Genomic DNA, 18,083 nt, shown 5'->3' on the forward strand with positions numbered 1-18,083 from the left:
CCTCCTTCAATGGTCACGAACCCGCGCAATATCCGCCACCACGCCGGTCGCCATGACCCCATCCCTTACCGCCCCGACCGCGATCCACGCCCCCTGGCACGGCCCGATCCGGCTATGCCAGACTCCTTAGAACACAGGACCGTCGAACACATAAATGAACACCGGGCCAACCATCCCGACAACCCGCCAAGTCGCGTACACCGCCTACGACTTGAGATATCGATCGCCGTAGACGACATGCCCGGTACGACCGCTCCGCGAAGACTGTGGCATATGCCAGAAGCACCACCGTATCGTGTGCTGCCAAATCCCTTACAGCGCGTCGCGGCCTGTGCCACAGTCGTAACGGTCCCTCCGTCCCGCCTTGGCCGAACCGTCCCCGCATCGGAGTGCGTCATGTCGCCCCACCTCTCCGCGGACCGCCCCGCCGCCCCGCCTCCAGGACGCGGCTCGGTCGACGCGCTCATATCGCAGGCGCGACGGCTCAAGGGCAACGTGGACGCCGTGCGACGTGACGCACCCGGTGACGTTTCGGACCCTCAGGAGCGCTGGCAGCGCGCACTGTACGACCTCGCGCTCCATCAACTGAGCGACCTGGACGGGCACTTGGCCCAGCTGCGGGACGGCCCGCCACTCGTGCCGTCAACGGCTGAGCCCGTCGCGCGAGCCGCGCCGCCCGCTCCCCGGCGCGGCTCGTTGCTCAGCCGGGTCGGCAGCGCCGAGTGGAACCTGCTGACGGACGAGGCGAGTTGGTCCGGGGAGCTGTACCAGATCCTGGGCCGCGACCGCACCGCTCCCCCGCTCACCCTCGATGAACTCCCCTCCCTGGTGCTCGACGAGGACCGGCCGAGGCTGACGGCCATGGTCACGGGCTGCCTCGTCGACGCCCAGCGCATGGACGGCGAGTTCCGTGTCGTACGCCCGGACGGCGAGGTGCGCACCGTCCACATGATGGGCGAGCCCGTGCTCGCCCCCGACGGCAGCACCGCCTCGATGTGGGCCGTGCTGCGGGACGTCAGCGAACTGCGCCGCAGCGAGCGGGTGGTGGGCGAGACCCGTGACTCGTTACAACGTCACAGGCAGCGCGCGCAGAGCGAACACCGGCTCGCCGTCGAGCTGCAGGAGGCTGTGCTGCCGCCGTGGCGCGGCTCCCTGCGGCTCCCGCACCAGGGCCCCGAGACCCTCGGCCTTGCCGCCCACCATCTGCCGTCGTCGACGAGCGCGCTGATCGGTGGCCACTGGTACGACGCCCTCGAACTGGCCGACGGCGAGACCCTCCTCAGCGTCGGCGACCTCACCGGGCACGGAGTCGCCGTGGCCTCGGGAATGGCGACCCTGCTGGGCGCCGTCCGCGGCATGGCGATGGCCGGCACCCAGCCCGGCCAACTGATGGCCCTGCTCAACCAGTTGCTCGACGCCACCGTGCAGCCGGCCCTCGGCAGCGCCGTTTGCTGCCGCTACCGGCCCGAGACCCGCACCCTGGTCTGGGCGCAGGCCGGGCACCCCGCCCCGCTGCTGTTCCGGGGCGGGACGGGCCGCAGGCTGGACTCCCCCGCCGGCGTACTCCTCGGCGCCACCTCCGGAGCCGTCTACGCGCAGGCCGAGCAGACCCTCGAACCGGGCGACCTGCTCCTGCTGTACACGGACGGACTGGTGCCCGGGCACAGCGACGCCGCTGCGGTGCGCCGACTCCTGGACCTGGCCCCCCGTTTCGGCGGGGCGCGCACCGCCCACGACTGTGTGCGGACAGTCGTGGAGGAGTTCGGTGAGACGGAACGCCCGGACGGCGCGTGCGTGCTCATCGCCAAGGTGCCCTCTTAGAGGGATACGGCAGCGCAGGAGCGGGCTCCGCGAAGCCCCGCACCGACACGAGACCTGTCTCGGCACGGGCACGCTGTGCCCGTACTCACCTGGCTCACGTCCGTGCGCTGTTGCCGCCCCTTCCCTTCGGCTTCGGCAGCGCCAGCCTGATCTCCTCGCGCAGCTCGTTGATCTTCGGGTAGCCGGAGAACTCGGCGGTGAGCCGGTACATCTGGCGCAGCCGGTCCCAGGTGCGATGGGAGGAGTTGGAGCCCATCGAGATCAGCGCCAACCGCGCGTACCGGTCCGCCTGTTCGGGGTCGTCGGCGATGAAGCAGGCCGAGGCCATCGACAGGAAGTCGAAGATCTTCGACCGCTGACGGCCGTCGACCCGCAGGGCGAGGGCCTTCTCCGCGTAGTGCTGGGCGTGCACGGCGGCCCCGGGCTCGTGCTCCGCCAGGGTGCGGTAAGCCAGGGCCTGCATGCCGTACAGGTCCTCCTCCTTGAAGGTCTGCATCCAGCTCGGCGACGGGACGTCGCTCCGGTCGGAGACGAAGAGGTCCTCCGCCTGTCCGAGGGTGCGGCGCATGGCCTGGCCCTTGCCCATCGAGGCCTGCGCCCAGGCCTCGATGGTGTAGAGCATCGCCCTGGTGCGGGGCAGCACCTCCTCGCCGGAGCCGGAGCGGGCGAGCTTCATCAGGTCGAGTGCGTCGTCGGGCCGGCCCAGGTGCACCATCTGGCGGGCCGCCCGGGAGAGCGCCTCGCCGGCGCGGGGCCGGTCACCGCCCTCTCGCGCGGCATGGGCGGCGATGACGAAGTACTTCTGCGCCGTGGGTTCGAGGCCGACGTCGTGCGACATCCAGCCCGCGAGGACGGCCAGGTTGGCGGCGACGCCCCACAGACGCCGCTGGAGATGGTCGGGGTGCCGGTAGGCGAGCATGCCGCCCACCTCGTTGAGCTGGCCCACGACCGCCTTGCGCTGAAGGCCGCCGCCGCGGGCCGCGTCCCAGGCCCGGAAAACCTCGACCGAGCGCTCCAGTTCCTCGATCTCCTGTGATCCGATGGGGGCGGCCTCGTAACGGTCGAACCCAGCGGGGTCGGCGCGCAGGGGGTCGTCGAACCGGGGGGCATCGGCGGTGAGGGCCGGGTCGGTGTGCAGCCAGTCGTGCATGGCGCTGCTGAGTGCGGATCCCGCGGTGAGTGCGACGCCCGCACCCACCAAGCCGCGTCGGTTGAGCATGAGGTCCATTCCCGTGAATTCGGTGAGGACCGCGGCGGTCCGCTCGGGCGCCCACGGCACGCCGTCGGGATGTTCAGCACTCCCGTCGCCCTGCCGTTTCCCCGTACGCCCGTGCCGCACCAGACCGAGGTCCTCCATGGTCACGACACGGCCGAGACGCTCGGTGAACAGAGCCGCCAACACCCGAGGCACCGGATCGCGTGGGATCTCTCCCATGTCGATCCAACGCCGCACCCGGGAGGTGTCGGTCGAGAGCTGGGGGTGGCCCATGGCCGCCGCCTGCCGGTTGACCAGCCTCGCGAGTTCACCCTTGGACCAGCCGGCCAGGCCGAACAGGTCCGAAAGTCGGGTGTTGGGTTGTCCGCTCACGTCAAGCCCCCAGGTTCTCGGCTGAGTTGACAGTAGCCCCGTGTCAGTTGCTCCGGGACTATTCGCCAGGGTTCGCCAGGGTGCGCCAGATGGTGTGCCACTGCACATCTGGTGTCAGGTAGGAACGCGCCACCCCGACCCGGTCGCCGTCCTGACAAGGCGGACGCATTCCCCAGGATGCAGCCGGGCGACCGGGTCGGGCGGCGCACTGCTTCTCCAGGCACAGCAGGCACACGAAGGGATCTGTCTCTCCCATGTACACAGCATCGTCCTCCGTGTCCGCCCCGCCCCGGTCGCCGCACCTCCGTCCGGCAGGCGGCGGCCCCTATCTCGACCCCGCGCGGCCGACGGCCCCCGTACCGGGTACGGGCAGGGCACGGCGACTTCCGGGGCTCGGCACCCAACCGCTCAGCGGGAGACTCGACTTGTCCGGCCCCCAGGGCGCCCAGCTGCGCACGGCGATCGCGTCGGTGCACCGGATCTGCCCGGAGTTCGCCCCGGTGCAGGTGCTGCGCCGCAGCGGCCGCTCCGTGCTCCTGGTCGGCACGACGGGACGCAGCACGGCCGTCGCCAAGTGTTTACTCGACCACTCCCCCGCATGGACGGAGCGGATCCGGCACGAGATAGCCGCCTACCGCTCGTTCGTCCGGCACCGGCCTCCGGTGCGCGTACCGCGGCTGATCGCGGCGGATCCGGAGAACTGCACCCTGGTCATCGAGCGGATGCCCGGCCGGGTGGCGGCGCTGCACCGGCATCCGTCGGAGGCTCCGCCGCGTGCGGACATCCGGGCCGCGCTGGGCGCGGTGTGCAGGCTCAACGCCTGGCGTCCGCCGGCGGGCACCTTCAACGCCCCTCTCGACTACGCCGCCCGGATCTCCCGCTACCACGAACTGGGTCTGCTGACCGACCGGGACATGGGCGACCTGCAGAAGCTGCTGCACGGCATCGCGCACTCGGCGGGTCGGCAGGGCATGGGTCAGTTCTGCCACGGCGACGCTCTGCTCTCGAACATCCTGCTCTCACCGGCCGGTCCAGTGCTGGTGGACTGGGAGCACGCGGGCTGGTATCTGCCGGGGTACGACCTGGCGACGCTGTGGTCGGTGCTCGGCGACGCCCCGGTGGCCCGCCGTCAGATCAGCCAGATCGCCCAGACCGCGGGCCCCGCCTCGCGGGACGCGTTCCTGGTGAACCTGATGCTCGTCCTGACCCGTGAGATCCGCACCTACGAGATGGCCGTGCAGCGTTCGATGCACGACTCGACCCCGGTGGCACCGGGCCCGGCCCACCCGGGTGCCGCGCCGTCCGGCGAGGAACAGCGGCTGCTGCTGAGGCGGCTGCACGACGACTGCCAGCTGGCCCGCCGGGCCGTGCGTGCGGCGGTCGGCACTCGCTGACGGGGACGGAGGTCCGCGGGGCGCCCGGTGGAACGGCGCACCGCGGACCTTCGGCTGCGGGGCGGGACATTGGTGTACACCACTGACGCCCCGCAGGCCTGGAAGCTTCCGCCACGAAACTCCCGCCAACCCTCATTGACATGGGAAATCGCCTGCCCCTGGGCATGATTGACGGATCGTCGGCAAGCCGGTAGCACTGACGCACGCCCGGCCCCGTACGGCTCATCGAGCCGGACCGTCCCAGGAGGCTGCATTGCGAGGATCCACGACCGACCCCAACAGAGCCCCCGGACCCGCCAGGAGAGTGGTCGGGACGCTGGCAGGCGCGGCGCTGCTGCTGCCCCTGCTCGGCGCCGCCCCGTCCGAGGCGGGCCCGTCCGCGTCCGCGGGCTCCTCTGCGGGCCTCCAGCGGGCCTTCGCCTCGGCCGCCGCCGAGTACCACGTCCCGCAGAGCGTCCTGCTCGGCGTCTCCTATCTCCAGTCCCGCTGGGATGCCCACGCCGGGGCGCCGAGCGTCACCGGCGGCTACGGTCCGATGCACCTCACCGATGCCCGTACCGCACTGACCTCGGCACCGCACCACAGCGAGGGCACGGAGGACGCCCGCGGTGACAGCGCCCGCGCGGCCCTGCTCCCCGAGACGAGGATTCCGGCGTCCACCGATCTCCCGGCCCGGCTGGAGACCCTGCCGAAGGCAGCCGACCTGACCGGTCTGAGCGCCGGGGAACTGCGCGCCGACCCCGCGGCGAACGTCGCCGGCGGTGCCGCGCTGCTGGCCGCCGCCCAGAAGGAGCTGGGCGAGCCGCTGACCCAGGACCCGGCGGACTGGTACGGCGCGGTGGCCCGTTTCTCCGGCGCGGACGACACCGCGACGGCGGCGGCGTACGCGAACGACGTCTACGACGTGCTCCGCACCGGCGAGGAGCGCACCACCGACGCCGGCCAGAGAATCGCCCTGGCCGCCCAGCCGAAGCTCGCCCCCGACACCGCCCAGCTCGACCGGGCCGGCCTGCGCACGCTGGGCAGCGGCAGCACCGAGTGCCCGAAGTCCGTGTCCTGCGAGTGGATCCCGGCGCCGTACAAGGAGTTCGGGGACCACGACTACGGCAACCACGACGTGGGCGACCGCCCGGCCTCCCAGAGCATCAAGTACATCGTCATCCATGACACGGAGGGCTCCTGGGAGGGGGTCCTCAACCTGGTGCAGGACCCGACCTATGTGTCGTGGAACTACACCCTGCGCTCGACCGACGGTCACATCGCCCAGCACGTGAAGGCGAAGGACGTGGCCTGGCACGCGGGCAACTGGTACATCAACGCCAAGTCGATCGGTCTGGAGCACGAGGGCTTCCTGGCGAATCCGGATGCCTGGTACACGGAGGCCATGTACCGGTCCTCGGCGCGGCTGGTGAAGTACCTCTCCGCGAAGTACCGCATCCCGCTGGACCGGCAGCACATCCTCGGTCACGACACCGTGCCGGGCACGACGACGTCGACCATCGCGGGCATGCACACGGACCCCGGCCCGTACTGGGACTGGCGGCACTACTTCGAGTTGCTGGGCCACCCGTTCAAGGCGACCGCCGGCCGGTGGGGAGGCCTGGTGACGATCCGGCCCGACTATGCGGCCAACCAGCCGCAGTACACGGGCTGCGTCACCAAGGGCGTGCCCTGCGCGTCCCACGGTTCGAGCGAGGTGCGGCTCTACTCGGCGCCCGACGAGAACGCCCCCCTCATCTCGGACATCGGTCTCGGCAAGGCCCCCACGATCGGCGTCAACGACCTGTCGTCGCGGGTCTCCACCGGGCAGCAGTACGCGGTCGCCGACCGTACCGGTGACTGGACGGCGATCTGGTACCTGGGGCAGAAGGCCTGGTTCAAGAACCCGAGGAAGAGCCCGGCCGCGGTCAACGCCTCCGGCCTCGTCGTGACACCGAAGGAAGGACGCGACAGCGTCCCGGTGTACGGCCGCGCCTACCCCGAGGCCTCCGCGTATCCGACGGGGGTGCCCGCGCAGGCGGTGTCGCCGCTGCCGTACAAGGTGCTCAAGGACCAGAGGTACGTGGTCGGCGCCAGGGTGCCGGGCGAGTACTACTACGCGGTGACGTTCACTACCGACTCGCACCGGGTCGTGGTCGGGAAGGATCTGTACTACGAGATCCAGTACGGCCACCGGGTGGCGTTCGTGCGGGCGGCGGACGTCGACGTGGCGCCCTCGGTCCGGCGCTGACCGGGACAGCTCCCCGGTAGGGGACTCCGGTCAGGTGGCGGCCCCACTCGTCACGGGTGAGGCCGCCACCTGACCGGTCGGCACACGGCTGCGTCGGCTCGACTGCCAACAACGTGTGGCGCAAAGCGAGTTCGCGCCGGGCAGCGGCAGCGCCTCGATGGCGTCCCGTCCGCCCCGGGCGGTTCAGCTCTGCTGGAACAGCTCCGCCGGCAGGGGCTTGAGAAGGGCGTAGAGGTCGTCCGTAATGGGGCGGTCCCAGGCGGCGATGGTCACCAGGACGTTGTCGCTGCGGTCGAACTGGACGCAGGCGATCCGGCTCTCGGAGAGCTTGAGGCGCCGTACGATCAGGAGGTTGTCGCCCTGCATCACGGGCATGTCCTCGCCGCTGACGACGGTCACCTCCTCGTCGTTCTCCAGAGCGATCAGCAGCTGGGCCACCTCGAAGGGGACCTGACCCTCGGGGACCTCGCGGGCCGGGGAGCCCTCGGGGAGGTTGCCGATGATCATCGCGGGGCCGCGGCCGCCGAAAAGGTCGTAGCGCAGGAAGACGCCCTGGCAGGTGCCGTCGGGGGCGGGCAGGAGCCCGGCGCCGAGGTTGCCGGGCCAGTCACCCGGATCCATGGCCAGTACGTCGAAGTCTGGCCCGGCGGGAGTGGCACGACGGCGGAGGAACGACATGTGCCCATGGTAACGGGGCGCGCAGGTGGTCGGGCCACCGCGGGTGAGCGGGCGTTGATCGCTCTCACGGCCATAGCAGCACCTCGCCCCGCAGGCCGGATCGACGCGGCCCCGCGCCTCTCAGACGGGATCGGCCACGTCCTTCAGGCCGGTCCTGTCCGTTCCCAGTTTGCGGTAGACCGCGGACAGCAGGCGCACCACTGTCGCCTCGTCCACCTGCATCTCCTTCGCCGTCTCCGTCTCTGTGCGCCCCTGCGCGGTCAGGTCCGCCGCCGTACGCTCGCGCGCCGTGAGGGTGTCCGTCTCCGTGCTGTGCAGACGGCGGGGGCGCAGGCCGGCGGCGGCCAGTTCGTCGCGGGCGGTGTCGATCAGACCGTCGGCGCCGCACTGTACTGCCGTGTCGAGGCCCCGGTAGAGGTGTTCCGCGGCCTCACGGGCGCGGCCCGCGCGGCGCAGTTCGGTGCCGAGGGCCACCAGCGCGCAGGCGAGCTCGTATGCGGCCGGGGAGCGCTCCAGGTGGGTGACGGACTCCTCCAGGAGCTTCACTCGGGCCGACCCGGAGGAGACCTCCGCGGCCAGCCGCAGCGCCTGGCCGACGGCGGAGGCGGCGCCGAACTGGCGGGCGCGGGCGACCGCTTCGAGGGCGGTGGCGACGGCGCGCTCCGGGGCGTCGTGGCTTTCGGCCCGGGCCAGGTGGAGCTGCCAGGGGCACCAGGCGGGGTTGCGCATGCCGCGCCGTTCCAGGCGCCTGCCGGCGGCGGCCAGCTCGGCGGCCGCCTCCTTCGGCAGGCCACGGGCCAGCAGCAGCTCGCCGTACACGGTCTGGGCGTCGGGGAAGACCACGGCGGCCGGGAAGGGGGCGCCGAAGGAGTAGTCCTCGGCGGTCCGGGCGGCCTCGGCGAGACGGCCGCGGGCGAGCAGGACCTCGATGAGGATACCCACGGCGTACCAGTGGGCCGGGGTGCCCGGACCTACACGCTCGGCCAGACGCAGCCCCGCGCGGACGAAGTCCTCGGCCTCGGCGAGGCGGCCGCGGCGGAAGCGGACGTACGCGAGGAGGGTGTAGGCGAAGGAGAGGTGGGCGCCTCTCCAGCCCTGCCGTTCGAAGTCGGCGATCCCGGCGGCGAAGAGTTCCTCGGTACGGCCGGGGCGGTCGGCGTACATGAACGCGAGGGCGACCAGGACGGGCACCTCGAACCCGCCGTCGGGCTCGGCCCAGCCCAGGCCCCCGGCGAGGGCGCGCTCTGCGTGGTGCAGGGCGACGTGCGCGGGTTCGCCGCGCAGGACGGCGTCCCAGGTGCGCAGGCCGATGATGTACCGCTCGGTGAGGTCGCGGCCGGTGAGGCGGTCGGCGAGTTTGGTGAGGCGGCGGGAGCGCGAGGGGTGGTCGGGTTCGTCGGCGCGGAAGGCGTCCCACATGAACTGCTCGGCGACCATGCGCAGCTTGACGCGGGCGTCCGCGGTGACCCTGATCTCCCGGGCGAGGGTGTCGACTGCTTCGGCGAGACGGTCGCTGTGGGCGAGGACCTGTGAGAGCCGGTACACGATGCGGTGGCGCAGTTCGGGTGCGGCGATGGGTTCGTCGAGGGCGGCACGCAGGTGGTTGACCGTGGTGGCCGGTTCGGTGAGCAGGGAGGCGCTGCCCAGTTCGTACAGGACGGCGGCCCGGTCCTCGGAGGCCGGGGGCTCGCGCAGGGCGCGGGCGAGATAGCTGCGGGCGGCGTCGGGCGCGCCGGAGCGCAGGGTCTCGGCGGCGGCGGCGCGCAGTTGCTGGACGACCCAGGGGTCGCTGTCGGGGTGGGTCTCCAGGAGGTGGCGGGCGGCAGCGGCGGAGCCACGGCCGTCGTTGACCACGCACCAGGCTGCCTGGCCGTGCAGGGCGACACGAAAACCGGCCGGGATGGCCCGGTACACGGCGGTCGCGATGAGCGGGTGGACGAACTCCAAGGACTCCACACCGGTGAGGACGCGCGCGCCGCGCAGGGCGTCGGCCGCGTCGGCGGCCTCCTCGTGGCCGAGCCCGGCGACGGCGGCAGCGAGCAGCGGATGGATCTCGGTGCCGAGGACCGCGCAGGCCCAGGCGAAGCGGACGGTCGAGGTGCCCAGACGCTCCATGCGTGCGATCAGTCCGCTGCCCTTGACCGCGGCTGCGAGATCACGCAGCAGGTGTGCCGCGCCCTCGGTCGGGGCGAACCCGCGGTCGCGCACCTTGGCGGCCAGCTCGACCGTCTCGAAGGGGTTGCCCGCGGTGACGGCCCAGCACTCCCGGCAGAACGCGTCGTCGGCGTGCGCGCCGAGCGCCTCCCGCATGAGACGGGCGACGGCGAGTGCGCTGAACGGTTCCAGGTCGAGCGGGCGTCCGCCTGCCCGGCCGGGCAGGGCCCTGAACGATTCGGCGTGGTCGGGGAGTTCGTCAGGCCGGTAGGCGACGACGACCAGGATCGGGAGTTGCTCGGCCCGGGGTGCGAACGCGGCCAGCCAGCTCAGCGATTCGGGGTCGGCCCAGTGGGCGTCGTCCAGCACCAGCACCATGGGGGCGCGCAGGACGGCGAGATGGGTGAGCACCCAGTCGAGTCCGTCGCGCAGGCCCTGCGGATCGGGCGGCGCTCCGTCGGTGGGGGCGCACAAGCCGAGTGCGGGACCGACGATGTCGTACCAACTGCCCAGCTGTGCGCGGAGATCGACTTCGGCCGCTCCGGCGAACTGCGGCTGCAGAAGTTGCCGGGCCACATGGAAGGCGACGCGCTGCTCCTGCTCGCCGCCGCGGGCGGCCAGCACGGTGCAGCCCCGTGCGGCGGCACGGCGACGGACCTCGGCGAGCAGGGTCGTCTTGCCGATGCCGGCCCGGCCGACGACGGCGAGCAGGGCGCCGCGTGGGCCCGTGCGGGGCTCGGCGCCGTCCGTACGCAGCCCGGTGAGCTCACCCAACGCCTCGTCGACGGCGGTGAGTTCACTCTCCCGCTCCAGGAGAGTCTTTCTGCTGCGCGCACTGCGCTGCACCATGGCGCACCCCCTGTCACGATGGCGGACCCGCGCGGGGAGCGGGCGCGCACCGTGACCTACAGGCAGCTCAGCGTACGCCTCCGCAGTGCCGGGCGGACCCCTGTCGGCCCACTCGGGACCTTCACTGGAAGACGTGTTCGTACAGCACGGCGAGCCCGTAGGCCAGCCCGCCGACGGCGATCACCCCGGTGAGTACGAGCAGCGTCCGCGCACCGGTTTCCGAGGCGAGGGACGAGCCGCACAGGGTGAACCCCGCGATCATCCCGAGGGCCAGGACCAACAGGCCCGTCACCGTCAGGGTCGCCCAGCCGGAGACGGCTCTGAAGCCCAGTGTCTCCAGGCCGACGAGTGGCTGGTCGCGTACGGCGATAGTGGATCCGATACGGGCGTCGGCCTGGATGACCGCGTCGGGGTCGATCAACCGGCCGCCGGGGGACAGCAGTTGGCCTCGGCATTGCGTGACCGGCTTGTTGTGGTCGGGCCGCACCACCGCGCACGAGTCGACATGCAGATAATCCGAGGTCCCGGACAGTCCGACGGCACCTGCGAGCATCAGGCCCGCGTAGCCGGTCAGCACCACACCGAACACGGTTCCCACCAGGGCCGCGAGGGCCGTGCGCACCTTCTCGCCCCGCTGCTTCGGCCGCCGGTTCCGCTGTGTCCCGCGGAACGCCCGCAGCCGTTCGGCCTTCTTGAACCGCCGCCTGGCCGCCTTCGACGTCACGGCCCCTCCCCTTGCGCCCTGTGCCGTTCGCGATGCCGTACCGTTCCGGCCCCAGGTGCAGCGGGGCGGCTCGCACGACTGCTGTCGCGAATGATCCTTCACGAAGTGGCGCACGCAGAGCGGGGCATGGCAAGCGCGCGGCGGTCGCCGGCCGGAGCGGGAGATCCTTCACCGGGGCAACGGCTGCCGGAGTACGGCGGGTTCGGCGTCGTCGAGGCGTGACTGGCCCCGGCAGGAGGTGGGCCGCGGCGGGTGTGGTGTCCCGGGCGGCACACCCCCGTGTGCCCACTCTCAGGTGAGGTCGAACTCCCCTTCCCGCGCCCCTGACACGAACGCGCCCCACTCCGCCGGGGTGAAGATCAAGGAAGGGCTTTCCGGGCGGCCACTGTTGCGCATCGCGATGAACCCCTCGACAAAGGCGATCTGGACATCCCCCCGACCGCGGCTGCTCGAGTGCCAATCGGCGTTGCTCAGGTCCAGCTCCGGCTTGTCCCAGCCCATGAGCGGCTGCTGCTGGATGGTGGTCTCGGCCACGTCCGTGCTCCTCCCGATTGCGTCGTCCGCGGCCAGCCTAGCGATCCACTTCGGCTGCCGACAGGCCACGTGAGGGGGACCTTTCCGCAGGCATTTCACGCATCCGGGGGTTCAGACCCCACGAGCCACATGGAGAAGAACTGGGATCCGCCGCCATAGGCGTGCCCGAGCACCCTGCGGGCACCGTCCACCTGGTGTTCCCCGGCCTGTCCGCGGGCCTGGAGTGCGGCCTCCGCGAAGCGGATCATGCCGGAGGCCCCGATCGGGTTGGTGGACAGGACACCGCCCGACATGTTGACGGGCAGGTCACCGTCCAGCTCGGTGACCCCGGCCTCGGTCAGCTTCCAGCCCTCGCCCTCGTCGGCGAATCCGAGGTTCTCCAGCCACATGGGCTCGTACCAGGAGAACGGCACGTACATCTCGACGGCGTCGATGTCCCGGCGTGGGTCGGAGATCCCGGCCTGCCGGTACACGTCGGCCGCGCAGTCCTTGCCGGCCTGCGGCGACACCGCGTCCTTGCCGGCGAAGAGGGTGGGCTCGCTGCGCATTGCCCCGCCCAGCATCCAGGCCGGGGGCCTGGGCGCGCGTGAGGCACCGGCCCGGTCGGTGAGCACCATCGCGCAGGCGCCGTCGGAGGACGGGCAGGTCTCCGAGTAGCGGATCGGGTCCCAGAGCATGGGTGAGGCCTGGACCTTCTCCAGAGTGATGTCGTGCTCGTGCAGATGCGCGTACGGGTTCTTGAGCGCGTTGCGGCGGTCCTTGTACGCCACCAGCGAGCCGACGGTGTCGGGGGCGCCGGTGCGCCGCATGTACGCGCGCACGTGCGGCGCGAAGAAACCGCCCGCACCGGCCAGCAGGGGTTGCTGGAAGGGGATGGGAAGGGACAAGCCCCACATGGCGTTGGACTCGGACTGCTTCTCGAAGGCGAGGGTGAGCACCGTGGCGTGTGCCCGGGAGGCCACCAGGTTCGCGGCGACCAGCGCCGTGGACCCGCCGACGCTGCCCGCCGTGTGCACGCGCAGCATCGGTTTGCCCACCGCGCCGAGCGCGTCGGCCAGGTACAGCTCCGGCATCATGACGCCCTCGAAGAAGTCGGGCGCCTTGCCGATCACCACGGCGTCCACGTCCGCCCAGGTCAGCTCGGCGTCGTCGAGCGCCCGTCGGGCCGCCTCCCGGACGAGCCCCGCGATCGACACGTCCCGGCGCGCCGCGACGTGCTTGGTCTGGCCGATTCCTACGACGGCCACGGGCTCCTTGCTCATCGGGGATCCCCTTCGAGTACGGCGACCAGGTTCTGCTGCAGACAGGGCCCGGAGGTGGCGTGGGCGAGTGCCCGGTCGGACTCGCCCCGGTGGATACGGGCGGCGGCCTCGCCGATGCGAGCGAGACCCGCAGCCATCATCGGGTTGGCCGCGAGGGCCCCGCCGGACGGGTTGACGAGGACCTCGTCGCCGAGCCTGAGGGCCTTGCGCAGGACGACTTCCTGGGAGGTGAACGGCGCGTGCAACTCGGCGGTGTCCACGGGCCGTTCGAAGGCGCCCGCCTTCTCGGCGGCCAGGCGGGCGGACGGCGAGTCGGTGAGGTCGCGGACACCGAGCGAGTGCGCCTCGATGCGGTGGTCGATCCCGCGGATCCAGGCGGGGCGTGCGCACAGCTGCCTGGCCCGCTCCCCCGCCGCGAGGATCACGGCGGCGGCCCCGTCGCCGATGGGCGGGCAGTCGCCGGTACGGAGGGGCCGTACGAGGTAGTCGCCGTGCGGAACCGGGCCCTTGAGCTGGGCATGCGGGTTGTCGGTCGCACGGCTGCGGGCGCCGATCGCCGCCAGTTCGGGCTCGTCCGTGTCGCCCGCGTCGATGAGTGCCTGGGCCTGGAGGGCGGCGAGGGCGACGGAGTCGGGCCACAGGGGGGCGACGTAGTACGGGTCGAGCTGGCGGGTGAGCACATCGCGCAGGGAGCCGGGCGACGACTTGCCGTAGGAGTACACGAGCGCGGTGTCGGCGTCCCCGGACAGCAGCTTGGTCCACGCCTCGTACAGGGCCCAGGCCCCGTCCATCTCGACGTGCGACTCGGAGATCGGCGGCCAGGCACCCACGCCGTCGAGGGCGAGGGTGAAGGAGAAGGCACGCCCCGCGAGGTAGTCGCAGGAACCGGAGCAGGTGAAGCCGATGTCGGCGGTCTTGAGGCCGGTCTGCGCGCGGACGTCGTGCAGGACCGGCATGAGCATCTCCACCTCGGAGACGTCCGAGGTGGTGCGCAGGGTGTCGGACTGGGCGAAGGCCACCACGGCGATGTCGCGGGGCCCCGGGGCTGCTTCGCTGGTCACAGGAGCTCCTTGTACGTCTCGTAGTCCGCGTCGGGTTCGCCGGTCGGCCGGTAGTGGTCCGGGTAACTGCCGCCCTCGTTCCACACCGGCTCGACCCTGAGACCCATGCGCACCTGGTCGTAGGGGATGCCTCCGATCCGGCCGTGCAGGGCGAGGTCGGCGCCGTCGAGGGCAATGTGGGCATAGACGTACGGCACCTCGATGTCGAGGTTCTTCGCCTTGATGTTGACGATGCAGAACGTGGTGACCGTGCCGCCCGGCCCCACTTCCACCTGTTCCGATGTGGCCACGCCACATGTGGGGCACGCACCCCTCGGCGGGACGTACACCTTCTGGCAGGAAGGGCAGCGCTCGCCGACGGCCCGGTGTTCGGCGAGGGCCTTGATGTAGGCGGTCTGGGCGCGGCCCGGTGAGTAGGTGTAGTCGAGGCGGGCCTGGGCGACGATGCCGGTCACCGGGTCCTCGAACTCGCCGGCGTGGACGGTGACGGTGGATTCGTCTCCGTCGTACGGCTCGAAGCAGGCGATGTCGGTGATGGCACCGGTGGGTTCCTCGGCCCAGCGGATGCGGACGCGCATGCCGGTGCGGACGGCGTCCGGGCCTGGGGCATCGAGGGCGTGCAGCAGGGCGGTGTCGGCGCCGTCGAGCTTGACCAGGACCCAGGCGAAGGGTGTGTCCAGCGGCTGGCCGCGGCGGGGTTCGTGGTTCCACGCCCAGGTGGTGACGGTGCCGGTGATGCCGACATGCACGAGTTCGCTGATCTCCTCGGCGGTGACGGGATCGTACTCGACGGGTGGGACCAGGGTGCGGCCGTCACGGGTCTTCACGCCGAGCACGACACGGTGACGCAGGGCGGTGAGGAAGGCGCTCTGGACGGGGCCGAGGGAGCGGGTGAAGGGGAATTCGACGACGAGCGGGGCCTTGAGGACTGCGGACATCGGGGGCCTGCCTCCTTCGGGGTCGGCGTGCGCAGGAGCGCCCCTTCAGGGGCGCGGGGCGGTGACATGTGCGGCTCCGCCGCGTGGGCGCGACCGGCCGCACACGGCCCGCGGGCTCCGAACGGCCGAGGCCGGCGCAGCGCTACGCACGCTTGTAGACGGGCGGACGCTTCTCCGCGAACGCGCGGGCACCCTCCTTCGCGTCGGCGGTGGCGAAGACCGGCCAGCCCCGCTCGAGTTCGGCGGCGAGCCCTTCGGTCTCGGTCATCTGGGCCGTCTCGTACACCGAGGCCTTGACCGCCTCGACGGCCAACGGGCCGCAGGCGTTGACGAGTTCGGCGATCTCCAGGGCCTTGGCGAGCGCGGTGCCGTCGGGGACGACGTGCCCGATCAGGCCGATGCCCGCGGCCTCCCGTGCGGTGTACGGGCGGCCGGTGAGCAGCATCTCCAGTGCGTGGGTCCGCGGGATCTGACGCTGCAGGCGGACCGTGGAACCGCCGATCGGGAAGAGGCCGCGCTTGACCTCGAAGAGTCCGAAGGTCGCGGACTCGCCGGCGACCCGGATGTCGGTGCCCTGGAGCATCTCCGTGCCGCCTGCCACGCAGTAGCCCTCGACCGCCGCGATCACCGGCTTGCGGGGCCGGTGGTGGCGCAGCATCGCCTTCCAGTGCAGGTCCGGGTCGGCGGTCAGCCGGTCCCGGTACTGTTCGCCTCCGGTGTCCTTGCCCGCGAGGGCCTTGAGGTCCATGCCGGCGCAGAACGAGTCGCCGGCGCCGGTGAAGACGATCGAACGGATCGAGTCGTCCGCGTCCGCCTCCACCCAGCCGTCATAGAGGCCGACCAGCATCGGCAACGAGAGCGCGTTCTTCGCCTCCGGCCTGTTGAGCGTGAGCACCAGTGTGGCGCCCTCGCGCTGGATGTCGAGGTGTTCGGTCCCACCCATAGCCCGTCTCCCCTCTGCCAGAACGAGAACAGGTTGCAGTAGGCGCCGAAGCACTTCAAGGGTTTTCTGACAGTCAGTCAGATTTCTTCGCGCGAACCCTTCCCAGTCACGCCGCCCTTTGCTCTGATGACGGCGAACCGCCACATGGAGCCGGACCGCGCCAGCACAGGAGGAACGGTGGAGTACAACCTTGCCGACCTGTTCGAGTCGGTCGTCGACGTGGTGCCGGATCGTGAGGCGCTCGCGTACCTCGACATTCCCGGTACGGGTGCGGAGCGTCGGCTGACGTACGCGGAACTGGACGCCGCGGCCAATCGCATCGGACACCATCTGCTGGACAGCGGGATCCAGGCCGGCGAGCACGTCGGGCTGCACCTGTACAACGGTGTGGAGTACGTACAGACGCTGCTGGGCTGCATGAAGGCACGGATCGTCCCCGTGAACGTCAACTACCGATACGTAGAAGACGAGTTGGTCTATCTCTACCGGGACGCCGATCTGGTCGGGCTCGTCTTCGACACGGAGTTCTCCGGCCGGGTCGCGGCCGCGCTGCCACGCGCGCAGCGGCTGCGGCACCTGGTGCGGGTCGGGGACCCGGAGGCCAGTGGGCCACCGGCGGTGGACTTCGCCGACGCACAGGCCGCCGGATCGGCGGAGCGCGGGTTCCCGGCGCGCTCGGCCGACGACCAGTTCATCATCTACACCGGCGGCACCACGGGGATGCCCAAGGGCGTGATGTGGCGTCAGGAAGACCTGTTCTTCTCGGGGTTGGGCGGCGGCGCGCCGACGGGCGAGCCGGTCAAGCGGCCCGGGGAGCTCTCCGAGCGGGTCGCCGCGGGCGGCTCGGGCATCACCTTCTTCCCCACTCCCCCGCTGATGCACGGCACCTCCACACTGACGGCGCTCATCGGCTTCAACTTCGGCCAGCGGGTCGTGCTGCACCGCAAGTTCGAGCCCGTGGAGGTGCTGCGGACCATCGAGGCGGAGCGGGTCAACGCCATGTCGCTGGTGGGCGACGCGATGCTGCGGCCCCTCATCGACGCGCTGGACGGCCCGATGAAGGGCACCGACATGTCGTCGGTGTTCAGCGTGTCCTCGTCGGGCGCGATCATGTCGGACACGGTGAGCAGGCAGTTCCGGGCGCTCGTCCCGAACGCCATGCTGCTCAACAACTTCGGTTCCTCCGAGTCCGGCTTCAACGGCACGGCGACGGACGATTCCGGGCCAGAACGCGGCTTCCGCGTCCGGGTCAACTCCCGTACCCAGGTCGTCGATCCGGCCACCCGTGAACCCGTTGCCGCGGGTGAGGTGGGGCGGGTCGCGCAGTGCGGGCACGTCCCGCTCGGCTACTACAACGACCCGCGGAAAACCGCCGAGACCTTCTTCGAGAAGGACGGTCAGCGGTGGGTACTGCTCGGCGACATGGCCACCGTCGACGAGGAGGGCGTCGTCACCGTCCTCGGACGGGGCTCGCAGTGCATCAACACGGGCGGCGAGAAGGTGTACCCGGAGGAGGTCGAACAGGCCCTCAAGGCACATCCGGACGTGTACGACGCGCTCGTGGCGGGGGTGCCGGACGTGAAGTGGGGGCACCATGTGGCGGCGGTGGTGCAGTTGCGTGAGGGCGCGGCCCGGATGTCCCTGGACGATCTCCAGACGCACTGCCGCCCACGGCTCGCGGGATACAAGGTCCCGCGCCAGCTGGTGCTCGCAGAGTCCATCCGCAGGTCGCCGAGCGGCAAGGCGGACTACCGGTGGGCGCAGAAAGTGGCGGTGTCGGCCGACGAGTGACGCTCTACTTGCGACCTCGTGCAACTGAACGGGACGTGACGTGCGAACGTAGTGGTGGTGGAAGGCTCGGCCAGCGGGCCCTGTTCGTCATGCCGTCGTGGCAGGACCGCACGCCA

Annotated in this window: 13 protein-coding genes; 4 read left to right on the forward strand and 9 right to left on the reverse strand. The window is 71.3% G+C overall.

Features of this window, described 5'->3' with window-relative positions; translation table 11 throughout:
- The first annotated feature begins 396 nt into the window (after window positions 1-396).
- Window positions 397-1,821, forward strand: a complete 1,425-nt coding sequence (locus tag OHT57_RS04280; protein WP_328744563.1) for a PP2C family protein-serine/threonine phosphatase — start codon at window positions 397-399, stop codon at window positions 1,819-1,821.
- Window positions 1,822-1,915: 94 nt separating this feature from the next.
- Here the strand turns inward: OHT57_RS04280 and OHT57_RS04285 are convergent, their stop codons facing one another.
- Window positions 1,916-3,409, reverse strand: a complete 1,494-nt coding sequence (locus OHT57_RS04285) for a DNA-binding protein NsdB (RefSeq protein WP_328744564.1) — start codon at window positions 3,407-3,409, stop codon at window positions 1,916-1,918.
- A 254-nt stretch (window positions 3,410-3,663) separates the two neighbouring features.
- Between OHT57_RS04285 and OHT57_RS04290 the strand changes: the two genes are divergently transcribed.
- Together OHT57_RS04290 and OHT57_RS04295 are read left to right on the forward strand one after the other, a co-directional pair.
- Window positions 3,664-4,803 (forward strand): aminoglycoside phosphotransferase family protein, encoded by a 1,140-nt coding sequence (locus OHT57_RS04290; RefSeq protein WP_328744566.1) that lies wholly within the window; start codon window positions 3,664-3,666, stop codon window positions 4,801-4,803.
- Window positions 4,804-5,056: 253 nt separating this feature from the next.
- Window positions 5,057-7,033, forward strand: a complete 1,977-nt coding sequence (locus tag OHT57_RS04295; RefSeq protein WP_328744567.1) for an N-acetylmuramoyl-L-alanine amidase — start codon at window positions 5,057-5,059, stop codon at window positions 7,031-7,033.
- A 183-nt stretch (window positions 7,034-7,216) separates the two neighbouring features.
- On the opposite strand, the gene OHT57_RS04300 is transcribed toward OHT57_RS04295, so the two are convergent.
- The 8 genes from OHT57_RS04300 to OHT57_RS04335 form a co-directional block, all read right to left on the reverse strand.
- On the reverse strand, window positions 7,217-7,711 hold the full coding sequence (locus OHT57_RS04300) for a hypothetical protein (RefSeq protein ID WP_328744568.1): 495 nt from the start codon (window positions 7,709-7,711) through the stop codon (window positions 7,217-7,219).
- Window positions 7,712-7,831: 120 nt separating this feature from the next.
- Window positions 7,832-10,714 carry a helix-turn-helix transcriptional regulator gene (locus OHT57_RS04305; protein ID WP_328744569.1) on the reverse strand — a complete coding sequence of 961 codons (2,883 nt, stop codon included), beginning with the start codon at window positions 10,712-10,714 and terminating at the stop codon, window positions 7,832-7,834.
- 121 nt (window positions 10,715-10,835) lie between these two features.
- Window positions 10,836-11,438, reverse strand: a complete 603-nt coding sequence (locus OHT57_RS04310) for a hypothetical protein (RefSeq protein ID WP_328744571.1) — start codon at window positions 11,436-11,438, stop codon at window positions 10,836-10,838.
- A 291-nt stretch (window positions 11,439-11,729) separates the two neighbouring features.
- Window positions 11,730-11,972, reverse strand: a complete 243-nt coding sequence (locus OHT57_RS04315; protein WP_328744573.1) for a DUF397 domain-containing protein — start codon at window positions 11,970-11,972, stop codon at window positions 11,730-11,732.
- Window positions 11,973-12,067: 95 nt separating this feature from the next.
- Window positions 12,068-13,234, reverse strand: coding sequence for a thiolase domain-containing protein (locus tag OHT57_RS04320; RefSeq protein ID WP_328744574.1), 1,167 nt, complete (start codon window positions 13,232-13,234; stop codon window positions 12,068-12,070).
- On the reverse strand, window positions 13,231-14,295 hold the full coding sequence (locus tag OHT57_RS04325; protein WP_328744575.1) for a thiolase domain-containing protein: 1,065 nt from the start codon (window positions 14,293-14,295) through the stop codon (window positions 13,231-13,233). The genes OHT57_RS04320 and OHT57_RS04325 overlap by 4 nt, the downstream gene beginning before the upstream one ends.
- The gene (locus tag OHT57_RS04330) at window positions 14,292-15,233 is read right to left on the reverse strand and encodes a Zn-ribbon domain-containing OB-fold protein (RefSeq protein WP_328744576.1); all 942 of its coding nucleotides are present in this window, start codon (window positions 15,231-15,233) and stop codon (window positions 14,292-14,294) included. Before OHT57_RS04330 ends, OHT57_RS04325 begins: the two co-directional genes overlap by 4 nt.
- Before the next feature lie 142 nt (window positions 15,234-15,375).
- Complete coding sequence (locus tag OHT57_RS04335) at window positions 15,376-16,176, reverse strand: crotonase/enoyl-CoA hydratase family protein (protein ID WP_328744577.1); 801 nt, start codon at window positions 16,174-16,176, stop codon at window positions 15,376-15,378.
- 177 nt (window positions 16,177-16,353) lie between these two features.
- Between OHT57_RS04335 and OHT57_RS04340 the strand changes: the two genes are divergently transcribed.
- Entirely contained in the window at window positions 16,354-17,967 is a 1,614-nt protein-coding gene (locus tag OHT57_RS04340; RefSeq protein WP_328744578.1) for an acyl-CoA synthetase, read from the forward strand.
- The last annotated feature ends 116 nt before the right edge of the window (window positions 17,968-18,083 follow it).

It is taken from the genome of Streptomyces sp. NBC_00285 (assembly GCF_036174265.1).
In the GTDB taxonomy this organism is placed as follows: domain Bacteria; phylum Actinomycetota; class Actinomycetes; order Streptomycetales; family Streptomycetaceae; genus Streptomyces.